This window comes from Chloroflexota bacterium (assembly GCA_023475225.1).
Lineage (GTDB): Bacteria > Chloroflexota > UBA6077 > FW602-bin22 > JAMCVK01 > JAMCVK01.
Window position 1 is genome coordinate 44391 of record JAMCVK010000038.1, and the last position, 22410, is coordinate 66800.

Genomic DNA, 22410 nt, shown 5'->3' on the forward strand with positions numbered 1-22410 from the left:
CCAACCTCCTCTATATCCTAACAGGAGATGCCTCTCTCGCATTAGCTTAAGTATACAACGGATGAAATCGAACAGCAAGTTCAATCGGATCAATAACCACTCCTTTAGGCGACCCTCGCTCGAAAAGATCCCGTAGTAGGTAAGGCGAATAGGTGAGGCTAGCAGCACAAACCAAAGCAACGTCAGCTCTCTTGAACAGTGAAAGTCCGAGGCTGAACATACCTGTTGAAGCCGCAAGTAGGGCTAGGGCCACGATAAAGCGCCAGGCCAGTGGGTGTGGAACCCCCAAATCGTGTAGAGCATCCATGAAGAAGTACACCATTGGTGGGTAAAAAGAGAACAGAGGGCCGCCAAGCCCAGCATTAATTGGCTGCACCCAGCGCGGATAAAGCCAACCATCGGCACGGGCAGCTGAAAACACCACACTACGATAGATGTGGCATGTTGCTGCATCATAAGCATGCTCTTCCACAGGATGGACCAATGCCGGATAAACTGCAAAAATGGGCAGAAGAACGGCCAGAATCCAGGAGAATATTGGCCTTTCGTATCGTTTCATTAGTGACTGTCCATCCTCCACTCTGGGTTGGCTGGCCGAAATTTCACTTAACGAGATCGGCATATGCGCAGTGCCCGAAGGGCATTGAACGAAGCGTCGTGTATGCCGTGTTAGCGGCCGTGCTGCTCCAACCTGGCCAAGATAGTGTCTTCCGTTGCGTAGTTAAACCTCTCAGGATCAATTTTAGCGGGTGGATGTGCTCGCTCCCAGGCAATGGTCCGCCTGAGCGCTTCGTCTTGCGGCACAGGCTCGTCGTAACCCAGTTCATTTCGTATTCGGGTGGTGTCAGCGACAAGGTGTTGGTCTGTGTTGATGTCTGCCGCCAGATGGGCAGGCAGGTGGCCTTCAGGGACAACAACGACCTTGCCATTCCATCCTACTGCTTGCCCAATCGTTCTCACCCATTCAGCCATGGTAAGGGCTTCCCTCTCACCGACGTTGTAGACGCGACCTATGGAACGCTCGCCTGTCACGACCAGCGCTATAGCGGCGGCGACGTTTTCAACGTAGCCTCGTGTCCAACACCAGTTAGCCAGGCCTTTGCCCAATAAGATAGCAGGGCGGTTGTCGTCCATACGCTTCAAATATTCGAACAGGCTGTGCTGTTTGTCCCCTGGGCCGTAGACCGTTGGCAGTTGCAAGATCGTGCCGGGCAAGTCCGGATCGCCCATAACAGTTCGTTCGACCAATATCTTGTCATAGTCGTCTAACCATTGCCTTGGGTCTTCCTGATTTCGAGGAGTCTCGCCGCGATAAGGGTAGAGCTTCTGGCGCAGCGGTGCGTCCTCTGTCAGGGGCACGCGCTCTATGGGGCCGGACTCAATGCGGATGAGCGTTCCGTAGGCACGATAGACGTCCTGGCTGCTGATGGCTACCACCCGGCGGGCAAAGCCCTTGAACGTGCTCATGACCGTTCGAGCATCTTGTTCTGAGAAAGGGAACATGTCCAGCACAACCTGGGGAGCAAGGTGCTTTAACTCGCCGGCAAAATCTGCTAGGTGCCGCCGATCGCCCAGAATGTGCTCGACTCCAAGGGGCAAGTCGGCTTTAGTGTGACCACGGTGAAACAGGGTTATTTCATGGCCCATAGCGCACAGACGCATTACTACGTGTGGGCCGATGAAACCCGTTCCACCAATGGCCAGAATGCGCATAGCTCATGCTCCTTTCAGCATAGCAGCTAACGGGTTATATCCGTATTCCGGTTCGTATTAACCCTTCTGTTACGGCTGATACGAACTGTTTTTGGTCATTTCCGTCTTCCAGGAGATGTGTAGCAAAGTAGTGTCTCAGGGTGTGGGCACAATAAGCCAGCATTCAGTAGCGCCCAATATTTGGGTTCATCACTTCGGTAGCCGGGGAGACCTCCAGTACGTCACTATTATGTGTTTGCCATCGTTGGAAGTCAATGTGCCCTCCTGTTTCGCAGCAGACCCTCGCGCTTTGCCTCCAGGAGAGTGAATATCTCTTCCCAAATCCGCCTTTGGCGGATTCAAGGTAGCCCTGCGGGCTTTTTGTTGGTTGATACCCTCATCCCCCTGCCCCCTTCTCCCATGAGGTGGGAGAAGGGGGAACTAGGCTAGGGCGGAGCCCTAGAACCATCCTAGAAGGGGGCGATCCCCCTTCTGGACTACCCCCTTGAGAGAAGGGGATTGGATCTAGGTTGTATCCCGATTCACTCCAAGTAGTGGGGCTGCGCCCCCCTCCTTGACCTCCCCTTGCTCCGGCGGGAGAGGGGGAATAAAGATTTGGGGATACCTCAAACCCCAGCAGAATCTGCCTTCGGCGGACTCTGCACTCCCCATCCAGCGGGAGGAAGGGAGAAATTGGATGTAGGCTGTGTCCCCCAGACCCCTGCCAAAGGGGCTGTGCCCCCTTGGAACTCCCAAAAGATTGCTAAGGGCCCTATCGCTGTGATAAAATTTAATAAATGAATATGTAGCAATCATAAAAGGGTTTTTTCTGAGATGGTTATAATGAGCTAGTTGGGGAGGCGATATAGATGGAAAAAGCAACCTGGACTGTCAAGAAGGGCTTGGCAGAGATGCTCAAGGGTGGGGTTATTATGGATGTAGTCACTCCTGAGCACGCCCGAATCGCTGAAGCCGCCGGCGCCGTAGCTGTAATGGCCCTAGAACGTGTGCCGGCCGACATTCGCGCTGCTGGGGGCGTGGCGCGTATGAGCGATCCCAAGCTGATCGTTGAGATTATGGAGGCAGTCTCCATCCCGGTGATGGCCAAATGTCGCATTGGCCATTTCGTTGAGGCCCAAGTACTTGAGGCCCTTGGGGTTGATTATATCGATGAGTCAGAGGTGCTTACCCCGGCTGATGAAGAGCACCACGTTTACAAGCACGATTTCAAGGTTCCCTTCGTCTGCGGGGCGCGGGATCTGGGGGAGGCTCTGCGTCGCATTGGCGAGGGAGCGGCGATGATCCGAACGAAGGGTGAGGCGGGCACGGGGAACGTGGTCGAAGCGGTGCGCCATATGCGCGCCGTGATGGATGGCATAAGACGCTTACAAGGGTTACCTAGGGAAGAGTTGATGTCCGAGGCGAAGAGGTTGGGAGCGCCCTACGAGCTGGTCGTGGAGGTAGCTCAGACCGGCCGGCTTCCCGTGGTCAACTTCGCCGCTGGTGGCATCGCTACGCCGGCCGACGCGGCCCTGATGATGCAGCTGGGGGCTGATGGTGTCTTCGTCGGTTCTGGCATATTTAAGTCGGAAAACCCAGCCGAACGGGGACGGGCTATCGTTATGGCTACCACCCATTATAATAACCCGGCGATCATCGCTGAGGTCTCTAAAGGTCTTGGCGTGCCAATGCGGGGACTGGAAATCAGTACTATCCCCAAGGAAGAGCTGATGGCCGTAAGAGGGTGGTAGTCAATGACCGTAAGGGACCGTGAACGTCTCGCTGAGCTCGTCACTGCCGGGCAGCGACTGGATACCGCTTCAATCCCTTTTGCTCAGAGTAGGAAGGGGACAACGCCTCTTCAGGTTGGGGTGCTCGCCTTACAGGGCGACTTCGCCGAACATCTGGGCACGTTGCATCGCCTAGGTGTGGAGGGCCGTCCCGTCCGGTTAGTGGAGGAATTGGAAGGTCTCGCTGGCTTGATGATCCCCGGCGGGGAGAGCACCACCATCGGTAGGCTGCTGGTCAGGTTCGACCTCCTGCCGGAGTTAAGACGTTTGGCCCACCGTGGCTTGCCCATTTACGGCACGTGTGCCGGGATGATCCTTTTAGCTAAGGATATCGGCCCGTACGAGCAACCCCTTATGGGGGTGATGGATATCGTGGTCCGGCGCAACGCCTTTGGACGGCAGATAGACAGCTTCGAAGTGGATTTGCTCATACCTGTGCTAGGAGAGGAGCCGTTCCGCGCTGTTTTTATTCGTGCCCCCTATATTGAGAGTGTCGGTGAGGGAGTCCAGATCTTGGCCAGACTTCCAGGCGACGGTCACATCGTGGCTGCTCGACAGGGGAACCTGCTGGTGTCAGCCTTCCATCCCGAATTGACCCAGGACTTACGATTTCATCGCTATTTTCTGAATATGGTCAGCGAGGCCTGGCATGGGCAGGACTGCCCTTAGTAGGTGGAGAATAAGGCGATGATCAGGGCTTCGCGGCCCACCGATTTGATGTCCTATCTGGCCCTGCGCCGCAAGGTGAAGTGCAATGAGGCCCTAACTCGTCCTGAGCCTGAGTCAGGCATCCCCACGATACGTGGTTTTCTGAGTCGCTCGCTCTCCCTCGGACCCCTGCGCGAATGCTGGGTACAGGTGCAGCACGGCCGCATAAGTGGCCTCATCGGCGCTAGGGCACGGATAGGTACGGATGTCTGGGACATTGATCAGCTGCTGGCCGAGCCAACGCCGGAGGCAGACGTCGCCTATGCCCAGCTACTGGAACACTTATGCAAGGCCGCCGCGGAGGATGGGGTGGAAAGGGTCTTCCTCCGCATACGGGCAGATAGTCCGGTGGCACAGGCGGCAAGTGGTGCTGGTTTCACGCTGTATTCCAGTGAATATATCTATTGGCTCCGATCAAATCGCCATTATGCTGTCTCATTGCCAAATCTGCGACGCCGAAACCGCTCTGACTATCAGGCCGTCTTTAGGTTATATTGCGCCACAGTGCCTGCTCAGGTGAGACAATTTGAGGGTATGACGCTATATGAGTGGCGTCGCATTGACAGTTGGGGCACGCGTCCAGCTGGCTGGCCATCATTGCTGCCCTGTGGCCGCACCGACTTCGTCCTGGAACAGGGGGGGACAATAACGGCTTGGCTACAAATTTATCCCCAGTCGCGCTGCTTGATTCTTCTGCTGCAACCCCAAGAAAGGGCGACGATGACTGCCTTGCTCCACTACGGACTAAATCATTTGGGACATGGTGGCCCGGTGGTCTGTCCAGTGCACAGTTATCAGGGCTATTTACGGCTGTTCCTTGAGGAGGAGGGTTTTGAACTGATAGCCGAGCACGCCTTATTTGCCAAGGCCCTCGTGGTGCGCGTGCCAGAGCGTCGCTTGATGCCGGTTCGGGCATAACATTGGACACCAGGCCACAGATTGGTGAGGATGAAATCGTCTCTTGTGGTCTATCCTGATCTGTGGTTTGGTGTCTAAGGTCTGTTTAAGGGGGTATGATGGTAAAACGGGAGATAACTGATGATCTAGAAGCTCTGCTCGCCGCGTTGCCTCCCCGCATCAGTGAACCGCTATGGAATCTCAACGATCGTCACAACCTTTTGGAAGTTGTGCTGGATCTGGGACGGGTACCCGAGGCTCGTTTTCCGGGCAGGGAGGTGGTGCTGAGCCCGGATGAGGTTGCTGAGAAGGACCTTGATTATGTCATCACTCGCATTAGCGAATTCGGTGATGATAATCGAGCGGGCATCGAGCGGACATTGCATCGCATCTCGGCCATCCGTAACCGGAAAGGCCGGATCATCGGCTTAACCTGCCGCATTGGCCGCGCCGTGTTTGGCACGATTGCCATCATTAGAGACATCGTGGAGAGTGGTCGAAATATCCTGTTGCTAGGGCGTCCAGGCGTGGGCAAGACAACCATGTTGCGGGAAGTGGCCCGTGTTTTAGCCGACGATTTTCAAAAACGGGTGGTCATTGTCGATACTTCAAATGAGATAGCCGGCGATGGTGATATCCCACATCCGGCTATCGGACACGCTCGCCGTATGCAGGTTCCTACGCCCACTCTCCAGCACGCCGTGATGATCGAGGCTATTGAGAACCATATGCCGGAAGTGATTATCATCGATGAGATAGGCACGGAACTGGAGGCAGCCGCAGCACGGACGATTGCTGAGCGGGGCGTCCAGCTGGTGGCAACCGCCCACGGCAACACCCTGGAGAATCTCATCCTTAACCCTACCCTCTCTGATCTGATCGGCGGCATTCAAACGGTTACCCTTGGTGATGAGGAGGCGAGGCGGCGTGGCACTCAGAAGTCCATCCTGGAGCGCAAAGCGCCGCCTACCTTTGATGTCATCGTCGAAATTCAGAATTGGGAGAGGGTAGCCGTTCACGAGGATGTGGCTAGAGTGGTCGACTCGATCTTGCGTGGGCAACCGATCTCACCCCAGGTGCGCTCGTTGGATGAAGAGGGACAGATGCGCGTGGAGCAGGCTACATACCCGGTTGGTGCTCCCACACCGCAAGAGGTCACCGCCTTTCGGAGAGGGGGCAAAGCGGCCCTGCGCACGATGCATATCTATCCTTACGGCCTGAACCAGGATAGCTTACAACAGGTCATCAGGGAGATGCATCTCCCGGCGGTCATTACTAAGGATCTCAAGTCGGCCGATGCGATAATGACCCTCAAGAATTACTACCGCAGAAAACCCATGCCCCTTCGCGATGCCGAGGCGAATGGTATACCGGTATACGTCCTGAGAAGTAATACTGTCCTTCAGATGCAGCAATCGCTGGCCAGCATATATGAGATGGAGGCAGTTGCTGACCCTCTTGGGCTGGCCGTGCAGGAGACCGAGGAGGCCATCGAACGCATTCTACGTAGTGCAGAGCCTGTGGAGCTTTCCCCGCAGAATGCCTACATCCGCCGCCTACAGCATCAGCTCGCCGAACGATACAATCTATCCTCACGTAGCCTGGGTAAGGAGCCCTACCGTAGAGTGAAGATCTACAAGGCTGAGGAATAAGGGCGAGATGTTCATCACCTTTGAGGGACCTGAAGGGGCGGGCAAGACTACGCAGGCACGGCTGCTCAAGCGCTATTTGTCGCGGTCGGGTTACACTGTCATCCTCACGCAGGAACCTGGAGGCACGGCGCTGGGCGCCAAAATTCGCCGCATCGTCACTCGGGGCAATCATCTACCTATGTTGCCACGCGCTGAGATGCTCCTTTTTGCTGCCTCACGGGCTCAGCTAGTGGAGGAACAGATTCGTCCTCACCTGGCCCAGGGGCATATAGTCATATGCGATCGCTATGCCGATTCTACCCTGGCCTACCAGTTCTACGGGCGTGGTTTAGGAAGGGATCTGGTGGAGGCTGTCATAGCCTTCGCTACCGGCGGATTGAAGCCTGATGTGACCATTCTACTTGATCTTTCCCCTGAAGAGGGGCTGAAGCGCAAAGGTGCGACCCCAACGAAGGGGATGCCGCCTGATCGGTTTGAACAGGAGGAATTGTTGTTCCATGAGCATGTCCGACATGGCTACCTTGAGCTGGCGAGGAAGGAGCCCCAGCGTTGGTTGGTCATCGACGGTACGTTACCGATTTTCCAGATACAGCAGTTGATCAAAGAGAGGATAGGGCAGGAGATGGTGAAGCATCAGGGCTGGCTTGTGGGGAGAAGCACTGAGGGGTCATCCCTTAAACCTAAAAATACAGGGTCCCTCAAGGAGGTTGGAGAATGAAATTGATCATAGCCATTACCCATAGCGATGATGCCGGCGGGCTGATTGATGCCTTGACTGAGCGGAACTATCGTACGACACGTATCCATACGGCCGGCGGCTTTCTTAGAGAGAGCAATGCCACGGTCCTGGTCGGTGTTGAGGATGAGCGTGTGGATGAGGTTATATCTCTCATCCAGGAGAACTGTCACACCAGGACACAATTAGTTAATCCCCTGCCGCCGGTGATGGAGCCAGGGGAGTTCTATATGCCCTATCCGATCGAGGTTGAAGTGGGGGGCGCCATTGTCTTTGTCTTAGATGTTGAGCGCTATGAAAGGCTATGATCTTATTCTTTTGCCCCGGCCAGAGGCTTATAGACTTTGAGGGTAAGATCGCTGATGAAGGGTGTATACTGGGTGATCAAGCCCTGCAGGCGTGAGGCCAGGGCCGGATCGTCCTGCTCGATCTCCACCTCTAGGCAATAATGGGGATCACCCTCGCTGATCTCATAAAGGACGGCTGATTTCACCCCGGGCACCCCCTTCAAGTAGGAGATAACGTAATCCGCCTGCTGTAAATCTAGCGCATAGTACGGCACATTGAAGGTGGCTACACGTTTGAGCATCCCTATTATCTTAGGCTGCCTAATTTGGCCAAGGAGAGGGGGCCAAGGGATTGGCCCCCTCTCTGGATGTGCTTACTCAGCGGCGGGAGCGAATCTTATCGTAGCAATCGCTGCAATAGACAGGCTTGTCGTTCTTGGGTAAGAACGGAACCGTCGTCTGTGCGCCACATTCGGCGCAAACGGCCGGATACATCTCGCGGGGAGTGCGAGTATACGCTCGGTCACTACCCCAGGATCTATCACCGTAGCGTTGGGAGCGACGGGCTGTCCGGCAACTAGGACAGCGAGTCGGCTCATTGCGCAGGCCGTGGCTGGCATAGAACTCTTGTTCACCAGCTGTGAAAACGAAGCTCGCCCCACATTCGCGACACTGAAGGGTCTTGTCCACCATGCTCATCTCTGACCTCCTTTTCATAATAATAGTTGGTCCGCCTGGTCGTCGAGAGCTGTACGTGAGACGGTTTCTAAAGACCCCGCGTGCCGCAGGTAGCGAGTATGTTTGTCCGAGCGCACAGTCTTGCGCCTAGCGCAGTACCACCGTGACAATTATACCTTATCCGCTGGGGATTGTCAAATTGGCCGTGTGCGGCGTCCCCCCCCCCTGCGGCGGGCAGGCCCGCAGGTGGTTCAGGGCGGCCCTGGGGGTTTAGTCTGGGGGCACCCTTACCGAGCTGCGTCCCCTTTAACCCCTATTGCGGCGCTCCCCCCGGGCGGATTTAGGGCCTGGTCACGATGGTGTACCAGCCATTGCCTTTAGTAGCATCCTTGCCTACATGGGTGAACTGTCCCCAGACCAGATAGGGTAGGAATGGTGTCAGCTGGTTGGTGAAGGTTATCTGGCCGATGCATCCTCCAATGGGCATCGAACGCCCCTGTCGCGTTGAATAGCTCTGCAACTCTACCCAATCTGTCTTATCCTCCACCACCTTTACGGCTTGGGCCTGCTCCAGGAGAGAGGCGAAATTTAGGTCCAGCTTCTCCTGAGCATAGTGGGCTGTTAGGCTGCTCAATCGTTCAAAGAGGCGCTGGATAAAGGGGACGAAACGTAATGGTCTCACTAGCTGTCCACTCTCGATCAAGCGTAAGGGCGTAAGCAATTGGATGGTAATTGTAAGAGAGCCCTCCGTACTCCCTGCTGTCTTGAGGTGATCAGCCACCCAGGACAGCACGTGTTCGTGGCGGACCGGGCAATCAGGTACATGCACCAGTTCGTCCGCACCGCCATACACCAGATGACGCTCGCCTGTCAACGGATTAATGGCCTCTATGCGCTCTAAAACAAAGCAACCACGGCGCCAGCGGCCATCATCTCCAGGGATTTTCTGCCCGATGCCTGTCTGGCGCATTTTATGGAAGGCGATGATCGCATAGGGAAAGAGTTGCAGCGCCTGGCTGAAGATGGTCAGTCCAAAGGCGATCGGCTCCCCCGGCGCGTAGCGAATCTGGGGCTCGAGTGGGGGATCAATAACGAACGGCCGGGGCACATCCACCCCCCGTGGGCTCTCCTCATCTACCGTGGCGACCAAAGCACAAATAGGGCAGCTGGCGTGAAGGGGACAGGGTTGGCAGGAGGGCTGCTCCCGCTTCAGACAAAACCTATCCCGTAGGGTGTGGAAGAAAGCCCCGCGCAGGGCTGACCCTTTGTGCTCGTTTAGAAGGATAGGGCTAGTCACCTTCCCCTGGAAGCGGAGTAGGTGGGCAGTAAAGCTGTTCACGGCCGGCTCCTTTACCAGAGTATAAATCATTTCAGCCGCTTTGTTAATGCCTGGATCTATCCTTGATACAGCATCCCTTTCCTGTTATAATTGAAACGTTTCAAGTAGACTGTTTAAGGGTGAGCTGTGACGACGATCATCGACGTGGCCCGCCGCGCCGGCGTTTCGGTGGGCACCGTCTCAAATGTCATCAATGATACCTTCCCTGTGCGGGAATCGCTCCGCCAGCGGGTTCAGCAAGCCATCGAGGAGCTGCACTATCGCCCCAATGCCGTAGCCCAGAGCTTGCGCTCGCAGCGTACACGGACGATCGGCTTGGTCATCTCGGATATCGGGGATCCCTTTTACATGGCCATCGCCCGGGCCGTGGCCGATCAGTCCGGCCACTATGGCTATAACATCATCATTTGCAATACCGATGAAGGCCTCGCCGAGGAGAAACGATCCCTTGAGACCCTGGCCGCCAGGCGCGTGGATGGTCTTATCGTTGCCCCATCGCGGGGCGCCCACGATTTCCTGAGCACTCTCGGGGCAAAAGGGCTGTCCATAGTGCTCATTAACCGCCGCCTGGAAGGGGTGGCTATCCCCGCCGTCATCGTCAATAACCGCCTGGCGGCCTACCAGGCGGTAGAGCACCTGATTCAGCTTGGGCACGAGCGCATCGCCCTCCTCCCCGGTTTGGAGGGGGTGAGCACAACACAGGATCGCCGTGAGGGCTACCTGATGGCCCATAACGATTATAGGCTCGTTCCAGACGAGGAGCTCTGCCAATACAGTCCTCTCAGCGTCGCCGAGGCGAGGGAAAGGATGAGGCATCTCTTAGAAATGGAGCAGCCACCAACGGCCATCGTCGCCTGTAGCATTCTGATGACCCTGGGCGTGTTACATGCCCTTAATGACCAGAGGCGGTGCTGTCCAACCGATATGGCCCTGATCGGCTTTGGTGAGAGCGAGTGGAGTCGCTTAATCTCTCCTCCCCTGACCTGTGTGGAACAGCCGATTCGGGCCATAGGGATCACAGCCGTGGATTTGCTGTTTGCCTGTATGCGGGGCGACCAGGTGGACGAGGAGAACATTGTCCTGGAAACGACCCTGGTACACCGTCAATCGTGTGGTTGTCGTTAATACGACCATGCTTAGAGATTCGAGAGGAGGTTGGCCATGCGACTGGAGTTGGCTACATTTGAGGTCAAAGACGTCGTCTTCGGTCCCCGTACAGCGTTGCAGGATGGGACGCTAAGCATCGATCGGGAGGAGTTGCAGCGGCTCCTGCTCGAGGACGAAAACCTGAGGAACGTGGAGATAGAGCTGGCCCGTCCTGGGGAGGAGACGCGTATCATCCACGTCCTGGATGCGCTTGAGCCCCGCCTGAAGGTGACGGGGCCAGGTTATACCTTCCCCGGCTTTCTAGGTCCGCCGCGCACCGTTGGGGAAGGACGGACGCATCGGCTTGCTGGCCTGGCCATTTTGGAATCGGCCCAGTTCCCCGTTGATCCGAAAGGGCTGTTGACAGCCAGAGAGGCCATCGTCGATATGTCTGGACCGGCTGCGCCCTACTGTCTGTTTTCAGAGACGTTGAACGTGGTGCTCGTCTTCACACCTGTAGAGGGCCTGCCCAACGATGAATACGATAACGCCATGCGACGCGCTGGACTGAAGGCGGCCGTCTATCTGGCGGAAAGCACCCGTGGCCAGCCAGCGGACTGGGTGGATACCTATGAGCTGGGTGAGGTTGACCCAGCCTTGCCCCGCGTCGCCTATATCAACCAGGTTCAATCGCAAGGGTTGTTCGCCCAGACCTTCATCTACGGCAAAAATGTTAATGACCTGCTGCCCACGATCATCCATCCTAACGAGTTCCTGGATACAGCTGTGGTCAGCGGTGTCTACGTCTATGGTTGTGTTAAGAATCCGACCTACCTGCATTGTAATCACCCGGTGATCAAGGAGCTTTATCGGCGTCACGGGCGAGAGCTCAACTTCGCAGGTGTGGTTGTCTCCAAGGGACACAACTACTCCTATATGTGGAAGGAGAGATCGGCCAACTATGCGGCCAATCTGGCCAAGTTGCTGCGGGCTGATGGTGTCATTCTCACCCAGGAGGGCGGCGGCAACGCCAACATCGACCTAATGCTCACGATCAAGGCCTGTGAACAGCTGGGCATCAAGACGACCTTCATCACCTTCGAGTATGGCGGGGCCGATGGGAGTGATCAACCCCTAGTCAGCTCTGTGCCGGAGGCCGACGCTATCGTGAGCACGGGGGGACAGGACCATTTATTGGAACTGCCACCCATGAAAAAGGTGATCGGCGGTTCGGAGGTCCGTGGCTATGGTGTCAAGGCGAACGAGGGCTTCACCATCGTCCTGGAACAGGTGTACACAGCAGTCAATCAGCTCGGGGCAGGGAAGGTGGTAGCCCGCCCTTACTGAGGTGAGTTTACTGGAAAGGAGAGAAACGATGAACCAGAAGGTGCGTGTGGTGCACTATATCAATCAATTCTTCGGTGGCCTGGGTGGTGAGGGTAAGGCTGACCTTCCGCTGACTTCTAGGGAGGGGGCGGTTGGACCTGGCATCGCCCTTCAGAAGGTGTTGGGTGAGCGGGGCCAGATCGTGGCCACCCTCATCTGTGGCGATAACTACTTTCAGGAGAACCAGGCGAAGGTGATCGCCGAGGCTCTGGAATTGATCTCCCGTTATCAGCCTGGGGTGGTCATTGCCGGTCCTGCCTTCAATGCCGGGCGCTATGGGCTCGCCTGTGGAGCCCTCTGCCAGGCCGTCCAGGAACGCTTGCACTGTCCGGCCGTGACCGCCATGTACCCTGAGAATCCAGCGGTGGAGATGTATCGGAGACAGGTCTATATTGTGCCCACTGCCCCCTCAGCTGTGGGATTGGCTCAGGCTGCTCCGAAGTTGGCTGACCTGGCTTGCAAGCTGGCTCTGGGGGAGAAACCAGGCTCGGCGGCCGCAGAGGGATACCTGCCCCGTGGCTATCGTCTCAATGAGATTGAGACGAAGACTGGGGCGGAGCGTGCCGTGGAGATGCTTCTGGCCAAGCTCAAGGGACAACCGTTTCAGACCGAGCTGGAGGTGGAGCGGTATGAGCCGGTCACCCCGGCCCCACCAGTGAGCGATCTCTCCAGGGCGACAATCGCCCTGGTCACTGAGGGGGGCATTGTTCCCAAGGGAAACCCCGACCGCATCGAGTGGGCGCGGGCCAGCAAATGGGGCAGGTACTCCCTCGCCGGGCTGAATGACCTGACGGGGGAGACCCACGAGGCCATTCACGGCGGTTTTGATAACACCTGGGCCAACCAGGATCCGGATCGTGTCCTGCCGGTCGATGTGTTACGCAGCCTGGAGAGGGAGGGTGTCATCGGTAAGCTATTAGACGTCTATTATGTGACAGTCGGCAACGGCACGGGCATAGATGCCTCCCACAAGTATGGACAGGAGATCGCCAGGGAGCTGTTGGAGGCAGGCGTGAATGCCGTCATCTCTCCAGCCACCTGAGGAACCGGCACGCGTAGCGGTGCTACGATCGCCAAAGAGATAGAGAGGGCAGGCATACCGACCGTGTTGATAACGGCTATGATCTCCGTGGCCCAACAGGTGGGTGCCCCGCGCATCGTGCGTGTGGGGCGCATCCCTCATCCTCTCGGCAATCCGGAGAGGACCCCTGAGCGGGAGAGGGAATTGCGGCGACGGATAATTGAAACCGCTCTGCGCACCCTCCAGACGAAGGTGGAAGGACCGACCATCTTCGAGGTGCCCGAAGCCATCGTCTAAGAGGAGCGCCGCGTTTCTGAAACCCTGGAATCTTAAGGAGAGGGGTAAACGTATGGACTTTCCGGTGGTGAAGGGGGTGTCCTACTTCCTGGCCCATGTGCCGGGGGTGGTGCGCCACGGCTCTAAGCCCTGCCGGGAGCTGCCTAAGGGGGGCGAGTCCCTTTTAGGCGCTTTCCTGCGGAGCCTGCGCACCTATGAGGAGGCTAAGTCCTATCCTCCGCATCAGGTCTTCATTGGAAACCTCCACCCGGATGACCTTTGGAATGTGGAACGACCATGGTATGCTCATCCAGCGCCGGGGGCGTCTCGGCAGGGTCCCTATGGGGAGATCATGCCGGAGGAGGAGTTCTATGGCTTTATGAAGGTGTCTGATGAATTCAATCTACTCCTCCTGGAGGAGGGTTTCCTAGCCAGGGTAAGGGAATCGTTAAGGGGTCATCCCCTCCTGACAGCTGTGGATCTGGCTCGTCTGGAGAAGGGCACGCCACGGGAGGCCATTGAGGAGAGCATCGAGCAGGGACTGACCCTGCCCGTCTACCTTGCCCCGCAGCAGCTGGTTGGCTGTGTCCTGCAGGCGCACGATGAGGATGAGGCCCTCTCGGCTCGGGTGATGATGGAGAACCTGGCCTGTAAGGCTTCAGCGGCCCTGGCCTTGCGCCACCTTCTTTCTCGTGGGGATGGACTGGCCCCTGAGGAGGTGGACTACATCCTGAATAGTGGGGAGGAGGCGGTGGGAGATCGCTACCAGCGGGGTGGAGGCAACCTGGCCAAGGCAGTGGGTGAGCTCTCTGGATGTGCGAATGCCAGTGGGGCGGACATCAAGGCCTTCTGCTGCTCGCCGCTGCATGCCATCGTCATCGCCGCCGGTCTGGTGCAGGCGGGGCTGTATCGCAACGTGGCCGTCATTGGGGGCGGATCCTTTGCCAAGTTGGGGATGAAGTTCAAGGGGCATCTGGCCAAGGGGATGCCGCTAATGGAGGATGTCCTGGCCGCGGTGGCCATACTCATTGGGCCGGATGATGGCAAAAATCCTCTGATTCGGCTCGATGTTGTGGGCAAGCACAACATCGGCTTGGGGACACTTCCTCAGGTGCTGGTGCAGGCCCTGGTGGTTGAGCCTTTGGATAGGTTGGGCATGCGCCTAACAGATGTGGACAAGTATGCCCTGGAGATGCACAACCCGGAGATCACCGAGCCAGCGGGGAGTGGCGATGTGCCACGGAACAACTATCGGCTGATCGCCGGGATGGCCGCCATCCGCCACGAGATTGAGCCCACCGCGCTGGAGGAGTTCATCGCTATCCATGGCATGCCCGGGTTCTCCCCGACGCAAGGGCATATCCCGGCGGCTATCCCCTTCCTGGGGCACGCCCGAGAGGCCATGCTGGCAGGAAAGATGGAAAGGGCCATGTTCGTGGCCAAGGGGAGCCTGTTTTTGGGACGGATGACTAATCTCTCCGATGGGATGTCGTTCCTGCTGGAGCGGAATGGGAGGGGGATGGATGTTGCTTGAGGTGACGCGGGAGAGATTCGCCAGCGAGGTGCTCGATCAGGTTGGGCCGGTGTTGGTTGATTTCTGGGGGCCGCGCTGTGTGCCCTGCCTGGCTCTGTTACCAGCGGTGGAAGATATAGCGGAGAGGTATGCCGGGAAGTTGAAAGTGGTCAAGGTGAACGCCGCTGAGAACCGGCGGCTGTGTATCGACCAAAAGGTGTTCAGCCTTCCGACCCTCCTCTTTTATGGGGGTGGTAAGGAGATAAAGAGGCTGGCGGGTGAGGTGAGCGCAGAGGATTTGCTGGAGATGGTGCGGGAGTTGGTGAACAACTCCCCAGCGGAGCATTCAGAGGGAGGTGAGCAGTGATGGATTTGCGAGGCAAGAAGGTCATCGCCATCGGGGAACGGGACGGCGTACCCGGCCCGGCCATCGCCGCCTGTGCTAAGGCAGCTGGGGCCGAGGTGGTCTATACGGTGACGCAGTGTTTCGTCTGAACGGCGGCCGGGGCGATGGATCTGGATGATCAGGGGATGATCAAGCGGATCGTCGAGGAACACGGTCAGGAGGGTCTGGTGGTGGTGCTTGGTGCACCCAGCGCTGATGCAGCTGAGATCGTGGCCGAGACGGTGACCGTTGGTGATCCCACCTATGCTGGTCCATTGGCCGGGGTCCCGTTGGGACTGCCCGTTTATCATATTTTGGAGCCGGAGATCAAGGCTCAAGTGGATCCGCAAGTGTACGAGGAGCAGGTGGGGATGATGGAGATGGTTCTGGAGGGCGAAAAGATCGTACATAGTGTGCGCAAGAGGCGTGAAGAGACGCTGAGCGGTCAAGGCGGATAAAGAATCTAGCGTACCCAAAAAGGATAGCTGCGCTCAAAGTGAGAGTTAGCTATCCTTATTAGCGCTTGTCATATAAACGCCTAAATGCTCGTTCTCTAGATAAAAAATAACCATCTAAGATCCAAAAAGTTACAACAGGCAAAAAGGCAATTACAGCATATTTTTTATCCGCATCTTTTGAGGATAAAGCAAACAAAGCGGCTACCAAAGTTATAGCCCATCCTTTCATAAAGAAAGGATTATTAGCCATTCTGTTGATTATGGACTGGATGAATTCTAAATGCTTAGCTTTATTCTCCATAGATTTTGAATAATTTTAATTTTGCCGCTGAAGTCCTCAATCTCTGCTCTGCAGCTTTGTAGTATTTTTCATCTATTTCTATACCAATAAACTTTCTTCCCAAATTAAACGTCGCAACTCCGGTTGAGCCAACACCCATAAACGGGTCAAAAACTACATCGCCCTCTTTTGAAGCAACTTTAATAATATGCTCCAGTATCTTTATCGGTTTTTGTGTGGGATGAAAGGGGGTTTTAATTCGTTCGGGCCCCATGCAAATAGGAGATTCAATAAAGTTATGCATTTCCTTTTGGTTGGTAAAGTTCCAAATATGCCCCTTATTCCACATACAAACTATAAGCTCACAACTATTGAGAAATCCGGCTCGTAATACTTTAGGCACGGGGTTCGTTTTGTGCCAAACCATGAATTGAAAAGTATCAAACTCTGGATCAAACGCTTCATGCCATTTGCCTACAAGGTTATAACTACAAAAGGCGAAAATATTTCCTGTTGGTTTCAATATTCTTTTAAATTCAGTAACCCAATCACTTGGCTTGAACTCCGCTTTATCCCATTCGGCTAAATCATTGTTTATTTCTTTTCGCCAAGAGAGCTTTATATTTCCTGTAGAATATGGACTCAAATTATAAGGCGGATCTGTAAGAATCAAATCAATAGAGACAGAAGGTATCTCCTTTATTATCTTATAACTATCGCCCAGATGTAATTTGTAATTTTCTTCCATAGTTAAGTTAACCAATATAAACTTTTTTAATAGAGTCCAACGCTGTCCTAATTAGAGGCGCGCTTTCTCTATATGCTTCAAGGACAGTTTTATAACTCACATCAGAACGACAAACAAAATTCCAAAAATCTTTTCCAATAAGAAGTTCCTCCTCAGCGAAAAATTGTTTTACTCTCTCCTGTCTCTAAGGTTTATTTTCGCCATAACGATTATAAGCAGTTGCGAAAAAGATATTGATCTCCGTTTTTTGTGGTAAAACATTTGAGAGCATTGCAAACTGTTCTAAAATCGCTTCTTTTTCTGAACGGGCTTTCTTATTATCTAAGTCGCCGCCGATTTTAAGCTCAATAAGATGATGAGCATTTGTCTCCCTATCAATCAAATAGTAATCGCTATCATGTCGCTTTATGGGTGCTCTATCCTTAGTAGAGATTGTACGCAAAACCTGATAATCTTTTACGCTCGGCTTTATTTCGTGCCTCTTGTATTTTTCTAGCAATTCTGCAATAACTCTTGTCTGTTCAACAGCCAATGGGCCTTCAACATTTCTTTTAACTTCAAAACTCAATGTCGCGATGTTTATAGCCAGCGATTCCAACATATTCCCCAACAAACTATCTAAGGACCGCACAAGTGCGGTGTAATATTGAATTTCTTTGCCTAACGCTTCAATAAAAACATTGTGGATTTTCATATTGATAATCCCTTCCGGATTATCTACTTCACCCTCGTGCCTAGCTTGAAAACCTTGAGCGTAGGACTCAACGGCAGTATGCACCAATGTTTTGATTGTCTTTTTGTCAGGTATTGATCGCATATTTTTACTCTTTTATTAAATCGTCTACTCTAACATTTAACGCCTTGGCAATTTTTGTTAAAGTCTCAATAGTTGGGTTTTTATTAGCGTCTGATTCAATCTTCCCCCAGAATTGACGAAAGTTGCATATGGTCGGGGCGGTGCGATTCGAACGCACGACCACCTGCACCCCATACAGGTGCGCTAACCGGACTGCGCTACGCCCCGCAGCCGATAGTATAGCCGATTTTGTCTGCCCGGTCAAGCTGCTTGACACAGAGATTTGCAGTGGTAAAATGATTATAACGATATATTAATTACTGCTGAGGACCCAAAGACTTTCCCCGCAAGAACCACCGCTGGTGTCCCGCACCTGGTCCTGCGAGTACGCTAGAGGGGTCACAATCAGGAGGATAGATTATGATCAAAATGCCCAAGAAGGCGATGGTCATCGGTCTGGATGCCCCCATAGCCCAACGGGTCTACGACTACGCTAAGCAGGGCAAACTGCCGACTATCGCCCGTTTGATCGAAAACGGCGTCTACGCCATCGATTGTCTCGTCCCTTTCCCCACCATCACTCCACCCAACTGGACGACCATCGTCACCGGGGCCTGGCCGGGTACCCACGGCATCACCGATTTCACCGTTCACCGGCCTGGTGACCCCTTCGATCAGCTGCATCAGGGCTTCGATAGCGCTGATTGTCAAGCCGAATATATCTGGGATGCGGCAGCGCGGGTGGGCAAGAAGAGCATCATCATCAACTGGCCATCCACCTGGCCGCCCACCTTAGAAGAGGGGTACCAGCTCGGCGGGGTTGGATTAGGAATCAACGAATGGCGCAATATTTATCGGGGGGATGTACGGCTGGGACTCCTCTATCTCTGCGATCTTTGCGACGATCAGGTCTTCTCCACCGAGGTGCATCCCTTAGCCACGGAGATTGAGCTCCAAGAGGCCCGCGGTTGGCAAAATATGCCCCCAGCCAAACGGAGCCTGGAGGCTGAGCTGCCCCTGGTCTACCGCCGGGCCAGATTCCCGCTGGAGCCGAAGACATGGCATCTGTTAGTGCTGGACACCACGGGCGATGGCTATGATCGCATCCTTCTGTCTGAGACGAAGGATGCAGCAGCGGCCTTCGCTGACCTGGGCGTTGGGGAATGGAGCCAGCGCATAGTGGCCGAGTTTGCTTCCCATGATGGCCCAAAGAAGGCCGCCTTCCGTTGTCGGTTGGTGAGGCTGTCCCCAGAGGCAACCGAGCTGTGTCTGTACGTTACCGGGCTCTGCGCGCTGGAGGGATGGTCTTACCCGGAGTCGCTGGCGGCGGAGATATCCTCTGAGGAGGGACTACCCATGACCCGTGGGGTGGGGTTACTCGATCCGGAGTGGATAGGCAAGCAGACCTTCCTGGATTCCTTCGCCTTTCAACATGCCTGGTTGGCCGATGCCGCCTGCTATCTCCTCGCTCATAAACAATGGGACCTCTTCTTCCTGCACGCCCACACCCCCGACTGGATGTATCATATCTTCGGTCACAGGTTCGATCCGCTGACGGCGTCGAATGAACAGGAAGCTGCTGATTATCAAGGGTTAGAGCTGGCCGTATACCAGAATTTGGATGCGCTGATCGGCCGCATCACGGCCCTGGCTGGTGAGGAAACGCTGGTTATCATCGTCTCGGACCATGGTGCTAAGGCCACCACGGCCTCCTTCGCCCCGGTCAAGGCCCTGGCCGAGGCCGGCCTAACGATATTCAAGGATGTCCCAGCCGGACAGGAGGAGGTAGATTGGTTGGATATCCCGGCGGGGCAAAGGGAGATAGATTGGTCGAAGAGCCGCGCCGTCGTCCAGCGTTCCTGCTATGTCTATGTCAACCTCAAGGGGCGAGACCCCCAGGGCATCGTTGAGCGCGGCGAGGAGTACGAGCAGGTACGGGACCAGATCATCGAGGCCCTCTATAGTTATGTGGAGCCCACGACGGGTAGAAGGCCTATCGTCCTAGCTCTCAGGCGGGAGGATGCGCGGATCATGGGATTGTACGGTGAGCGTACCGGCGACGTGGTCTATGCCGTCAGCCCTCACTTTGGGGCACAACACGGTCCCCATCTGCCCACGGCTGAGTTCGGGGTGGGGTCCCTCAAAGGGTTGTTCATAATGTCTGGTCCAGGGGTGAAGCGGAATTATCTCATGGGAAGGACGATGTGGTTGACCGACATCGTCCCCACCATCTGTCATCTGCTTGACCTGCCCATCCCCAGGGAGGCGGAGGGGGCCATCCTCTATCAGGCCCTGGTGGATCCAGAGGCCAAGAGTAAGGAACTGGCCGAAGTGAAGAGGAATTATGCCAAGTTGAAGGGCTTCTTTGAGAAAGAACAAGCCCTCACCCATACTTATAATCTCTGAGAGTCGGCCGTGAGACGACTGATCCTTAGGGGCAACATCCTGACACCCGAAGAGGAACGGCCATCGGCCGTGGTCACTATAGAAGACGGCCGCATCGTAGCCGTGGAATCCGAGCCTACAGCTCCAAAACGAATGGGGGAGATGGCCGAGCGGTGTGAAGAGGGTGAGCGGACGATACAGGTCAGCGCTGGTTGGATCGTACCGGGCTTCATTGATCTGCAGATAAATGGTGGGTTCGGCCGCAGCTTCACCTGCGGCCCAACGGAGATCGCCGAAATATGTCGCTTGCTCCCGTCCTGTGGGGTCACCTCTTTCCTGCCTACCATCATCAGCTCTCCCCTGGGAAAGTATACCAGCATATTGGAAAACTTGCATCTGGTGGATAAGATGCCGAGCTGGGCGCACATTTTGGGCGTTCACCTGGAGGGCCCCTTTCTGAATCCCCGCTTCAAGGGGGCACATCACGAAGCGTATCTGCGTCCCCCTAACCTGAGGGATTTAGAGGAGATACTCTCGGCCGATGGAGTGGCCATGGTGACCCTTGCGCCGGAGCTGCCAGGGGCAGAGGTCATCATCCGTGCCTTGAGGGATCAAGGGGTGGTGGTGGCTGTCGGACACTCGGCAGCCACCTACGATGAGGCCATCTTAGCCATCGAGTGGGGCGTATCTTATGGGACGCACCTCTTTAATGCCATGCCCTCTTTTCATCACCGCCAGCCCCGTTTGGGGGAAGCCTTGCTCACGGATCAAAGGGTGAGGGTGGGGCTGATCGTGGACAACGTTCATCTTCATCCGGCTACAGTTAAGCTGGCCTATTTGACCAAGGGGCCTCGAGGTATAACCCTGGTGACCGATGCTATGGAGGGTATGGGTATGTCCCCAGGAAGGTATCACCTGGGAGAAGCAGAGGTGATCATAGACGCTACTTCAGCCCATCTAAGTGATGGTACTTTGAGTGGCAGCATCTTGACTATGGATCGGGCCGTAAGAAACATAATCAATTGCTCTGGCTGTACGTTGAGGGAGGCTGTGGAGATGGCCAGCCTGACACCGGCCAGAGTCTTGGGCATAGATGGAAGTAAAGGGAAGATCGCTGCTGGCTACGATGCGGATATGGCCATTTTGAGCCCCCAATTGGAGGTGCTGATGACTATCGTGGGGGGAGAGGTGGCCTATCGCGCGGACATGTTGAGGGGATGATCCTGGAAGGATGGAGAAATGGGGCCTAAGTATGTGCTCCGCGAAGAGATCTTTGAACAGCCGCGGGCTATTGCGGCGACCATCGCCGCGGAAGCAACCAAAGTAAAGGAGACAGCCGAGGAGCTGCGCAGGCGGGATGTGCATATGGTCATCATCGCTGGCCGGGGGAGTTCCGACAATGCTGCCATCTTTGCCAAATACCTTTTCGAGTCATATAACCGCTGGCCGGTTGCCCTGGCCGCTCCATCGCTGTACACCCTTTATAAGTCTCCGCCCCGGCTACAGGGGACCCTGGTGATAGCCGTCTCTCAGTCGGGAGAATCCGTGGACATCCTGGAGGTGACCAGAGAGGCCAGAAGACAAGGGGCCTGCACCCTGGCCATCACCAACGAGCCCCATTCGCCCCTGGCTGGGGAAGCCGCCCATGTACTCCTCTCCCATGCTGGCCGCGAGAGGAGCATTGCCGCTACCAAAACCTATACGACCCAGCTGACCCTGTTCAGCATGCTTTCGGCTGAATTGTGTCAGGATGAGGAGATGTGGGCTGCTATCAGAACCCTTCCCACAGAGATAGAAAAGGCTCTATCTCTGGAAGAAAGGCTCCGCCGCTATGCGGGTGACTATCGACACCTGAAGCGTTGTCTGGTGATCTCGCGGGGCTATAACTATGCTACTGCTTTTGAAATCGCCCTCAAGATAAAGGAGACCAGTTATATCCTGGCACAGCCCTACTCTGCGGCTGACTTCCTGCACGGTCCCATCGCCATAGTGGAGCCGGGTTTGGCTGTGATAATGGTCGCGCCAAGAGGGAGATCTTTCGCCAATCTGATGGAGGTGGCTAAGCGGCTCCGTGAGCGAGGGGTGGACCTGATCGTCCTGAGCGACAGTGAGGAGATGCTGTCCGTCGCCACCACTCCTGTCCACATCGCCCTGCAGTTGCCGGAAGCGCTCACCCCGCTACCATTCGCGGTTCTAGGGCAGCTGTTTGCCTTTCATCTGGCCGTAGCTAAAGGGTTTGACCCTGACCATCCGCGGGAGTTACGGAAGATAACGATAACCGAATGAAGAAGTTCTAA

Annotated in this window: 22 protein-coding genes and 1 tRNA gene; 15 read left to right on the forward strand and 8 right to left on the reverse strand. The window is 55.5% G+C overall.

Annotation, left to right across the window (positions count from 1 at the left end):
* Nucleotides 1-46: 46 nt before the first annotated feature.
* The gene (locus M1136_09960; protein ID MCL5075954.1) at nt 47-559 is read right to left on the reverse strand and encodes a hypothetical protein; all 513 of its coding nucleotides are present in this window, start codon (nt 557-559) and stop codon (nt 47-49) included.
* A gap of 110 nt (nt 560-669) precedes the next feature.
* Complete coding sequence (locus tag M1136_09965; protein ID MCL5075955.1) at nt 670-1713, reverse strand: NAD-dependent epimerase/dehydratase family protein; 1044 nt, start codon at nt 1711-1713, stop codon at nt 670-672.
* Nucleotides 1714-2561: 848 nt separating this feature from the next.
* Between M1136_09965 and pdxS the strand changes: the two genes are divergently transcribed.
* From pdxS to M1136_09995, 6 genes are all read left to right on the forward strand, one after another.
* Nucleotides 2562-3443 (forward strand): pyridoxal 5'-phosphate synthase lyase subunit PdxS, encoded by an 882-nt coding sequence (gene pdxS / locus M1136_09970; protein ID MCL5075956.1) that lies wholly within the window; start codon nt 2562-2564, stop codon nt 3441-3443.
* A 3-nt stretch (nt 3444-3446) separates the two neighbouring features.
* Entirely contained in the window at nt 3447-4151 is a 705-nt protein-coding gene (gene pdxT / locus M1136_09975; GenBank protein ID MCL5075957.1) for a pyridoxal 5'-phosphate synthase glutaminase subunit PdxT, read from the forward strand.
* A gap of 18 nt (nt 4152-4169) precedes the next feature.
* Nucleotides 4170-5108 carry a hypothetical protein gene (locus M1136_09980; GenBank protein MCL5075958.1) on the forward strand — a complete coding sequence of 313 codons (939 nt, stop codon included), beginning with the start codon at nt 4170-4172 and terminating at the stop codon, nt 5106-5108.
* Between the two features lie 98 nt (nt 5109-5206).
* Complete coding sequence (locus M1136_09985) at nt 5207-6739, forward strand: AAA family ATPase (protein MCL5075959.1); 1533 nt, start codon at nt 5207-5209, stop codon at nt 6737-6739.
* A 7-nt stretch (nt 6740-6746) separates the two neighbouring features.
* Complete coding sequence (tmk, locus tag M1136_09990; protein MCL5075960.1) at nt 6747-7457, forward strand: dTMP kinase; 711 nt, start codon at nt 6747-6749, stop codon at nt 7455-7457.
* Nucleotides 7454-7783 carry a cyclic-di-AMP receptor gene (locus tag M1136_09995; protein MCL5075961.1) on the forward strand — a complete coding sequence of 110 codons (330 nt, stop codon included), beginning with the start codon at nt 7454-7456 and terminating at the stop codon, nt 7781-7783. The genes tmk and M1136_09995 overlap by 4 nt, the downstream gene beginning before the upstream one ends.
* A gap of 2 nt (nt 7784-7785) precedes the next feature.
* On the opposite strand, the gene M1136_10000 is transcribed toward M1136_09995, so the two are convergent.
* The 3 genes from M1136_10000 to cas6 all read right to left on the reverse strand — a co-directional run bounded on the left by M1136_10000 (nt 7786) and on the right by cas6 (nt 9779).
* Nucleotides 7786-8064, reverse strand: coding sequence for a hypothetical protein (locus M1136_10000; protein MCL5075962.1), 279 nt, complete (start codon nt 8062-8064; stop codon nt 7786-7788).
* 76 nt (nt 8065-8140) lie between these two features.
* Nucleotides 8141-8461: a zinc-ribbon domain containing protein gene (locus M1136_10005; protein MCL5075963.1), complete on the reverse strand. Its 321-nt coding sequence runs from the start codon at nt 8459-8461 to the stop codon at nt 8141-8143.
* A gap of 319 nt (nt 8462-8780) precedes the next feature.
* On the reverse strand, nt 8781-9779 hold the full coding sequence (gene cas6, locus M1136_10010) for a CRISPR system precrRNA processing endoribonuclease RAMP protein Cas6 (GenBank protein MCL5075964.1): 999 nt from the start codon (nt 9777-9779) through the stop codon (nt 8781-8783).
* A gap of 126 nt (nt 9780-9905) precedes the next feature.
* Here cas6 and M1136_10015 point away from each other — a divergent pair, with 126 nt between their 5' ends.
* From M1136_10015 to grdA, 6 genes are read left to right on the forward strand one after another with little or no spacing between them, the layout of a single operon-like run.
* A complete protein-coding gene (locus tag M1136_10015) occupies nt 9906-10904 on the forward strand; it encodes a LacI family transcriptional regulator (protein MCL5075965.1) in 999 nt (332 codons plus the stop codon).
* 36 nt (nt 10905-10940) lie between these two features.
* Nucleotides 10941-12212, forward strand: coding sequence for a glycine/sarcosine/betaine reductase component B subunit (locus M1136_10020; GenBank protein MCL5075966.1), 1272 nt, complete (start codon nt 10941-10943; stop codon nt 12210-12212).
* Nucleotides 12213-12240: 28 nt separating this feature from the next.
* Nucleotides 12241-13569: a glycine/betaine/sarcosine/D-proline family reductase selenoprotein B gene (locus tag M1136_10025; protein MCL5075967.1), complete on the forward strand. Its 1329-nt coding sequence runs from the start codon at nt 12241-12243 to the stop codon at nt 13567-13569.
* 52 nt (nt 13570-13621) lie between these two features.
* The gene (gene grdC / locus M1136_10030) at nt 13622-15082 is read left to right on the forward strand and encodes a glycine/sarcosine/betaine reductase complex component C subunit beta (protein MCL5075968.1); all 1461 of its coding nucleotides are present in this window, start codon (nt 13622-13624) and stop codon (nt 15080-15082) included.
* Nucleotides 15072-15428 (forward strand): thioredoxin family protein, encoded by a 357-nt coding sequence (locus M1136_10035; protein ID MCL5075969.1) that lies wholly within the window; start codon nt 15072-15074, stop codon nt 15426-15428. The genes grdC and M1136_10035 overlap by 11 nt, the downstream gene beginning before the upstream one ends.
* Nucleotides 15428-15904, forward strand: coding sequence for a glycine/sarcosine/betaine reductase complex selenoprotein A (gene grdA / locus M1136_10040; GenBank protein MCL5075970.1), 477 nt, complete (start codon nt 15428-15430; stop codon nt 15902-15904). Before M1136_10035 ends, grdA begins: the two co-directional genes overlap by 1 nt.
* 290 nt (nt 15905-16194) lie before the next feature.
* Here grdA and M1136_10045 read toward each other — a convergent pair whose 3' ends face one another.
* The 3 genes from M1136_10045 to M1136_10055 all read right to left on the reverse strand — a co-directional run bounded on the left by M1136_10045 (nt 16195) and on the right by M1136_10055 (nt 17956).
* Nucleotides 16195-16932 (reverse strand): site-specific DNA-methyltransferase, encoded by a 738-nt coding sequence (locus tag M1136_10045; protein MCL5075971.1) that lies wholly within the window; start codon nt 16930-16932, stop codon nt 16195-16197.
* 184 nt (nt 16933-17116) lie between these two features.
* On the reverse strand, nt 17117-17749 hold the full coding sequence (locus tag M1136_10050; protein ID MCL5075972.1) for a TdeIII family type II restriction endonuclease: 633 nt from the start codon (nt 17747-17749) through the stop codon (nt 17117-17119).
* A gap of 129 nt (nt 17750-17878) precedes the next feature.
* Nucleotides 17879-17956, reverse strand: a tRNA-Pro gene (locus M1136_10055).
* Between the two features lie 192 nt (nt 17957-18148).
* Between M1136_10055 and M1136_10060 the strand changes: the two genes are divergently transcribed.
* The 3 genes from M1136_10060 to M1136_10070 are packed head-to-tail and all read left to right on the forward strand — an operon-like array spanning nt 18149 to nt 22399.
* Nucleotides 18149-20134: an alkaline phosphatase family protein gene (locus M1136_10060; GenBank protein MCL5075973.1), complete on the forward strand. Its 1986-nt coding sequence runs from the start codon at nt 18149-18151 to the stop codon at nt 20132-20134.
* Between the two features lie 9 nt (nt 20135-20143).
* Nucleotides 20144-21334, forward strand: coding sequence for an N-acetylglucosamine-6-phosphate deacetylase (gene nagA, locus M1136_10065; GenBank protein MCL5075974.1), 1191 nt, complete (start codon nt 20144-20146; stop codon nt 21332-21334).
* An 18-nt stretch (nt 21335-21352) separates the two neighbouring features.
* Entirely contained in the window at nt 21353-22399 is a 1047-nt protein-coding gene (locus M1136_10070; protein MCL5075975.1) for an SIS domain-containing protein, read from the forward strand.
* The last annotated feature ends 11 nt before the right edge of the window (nt 22400-22410 follow it).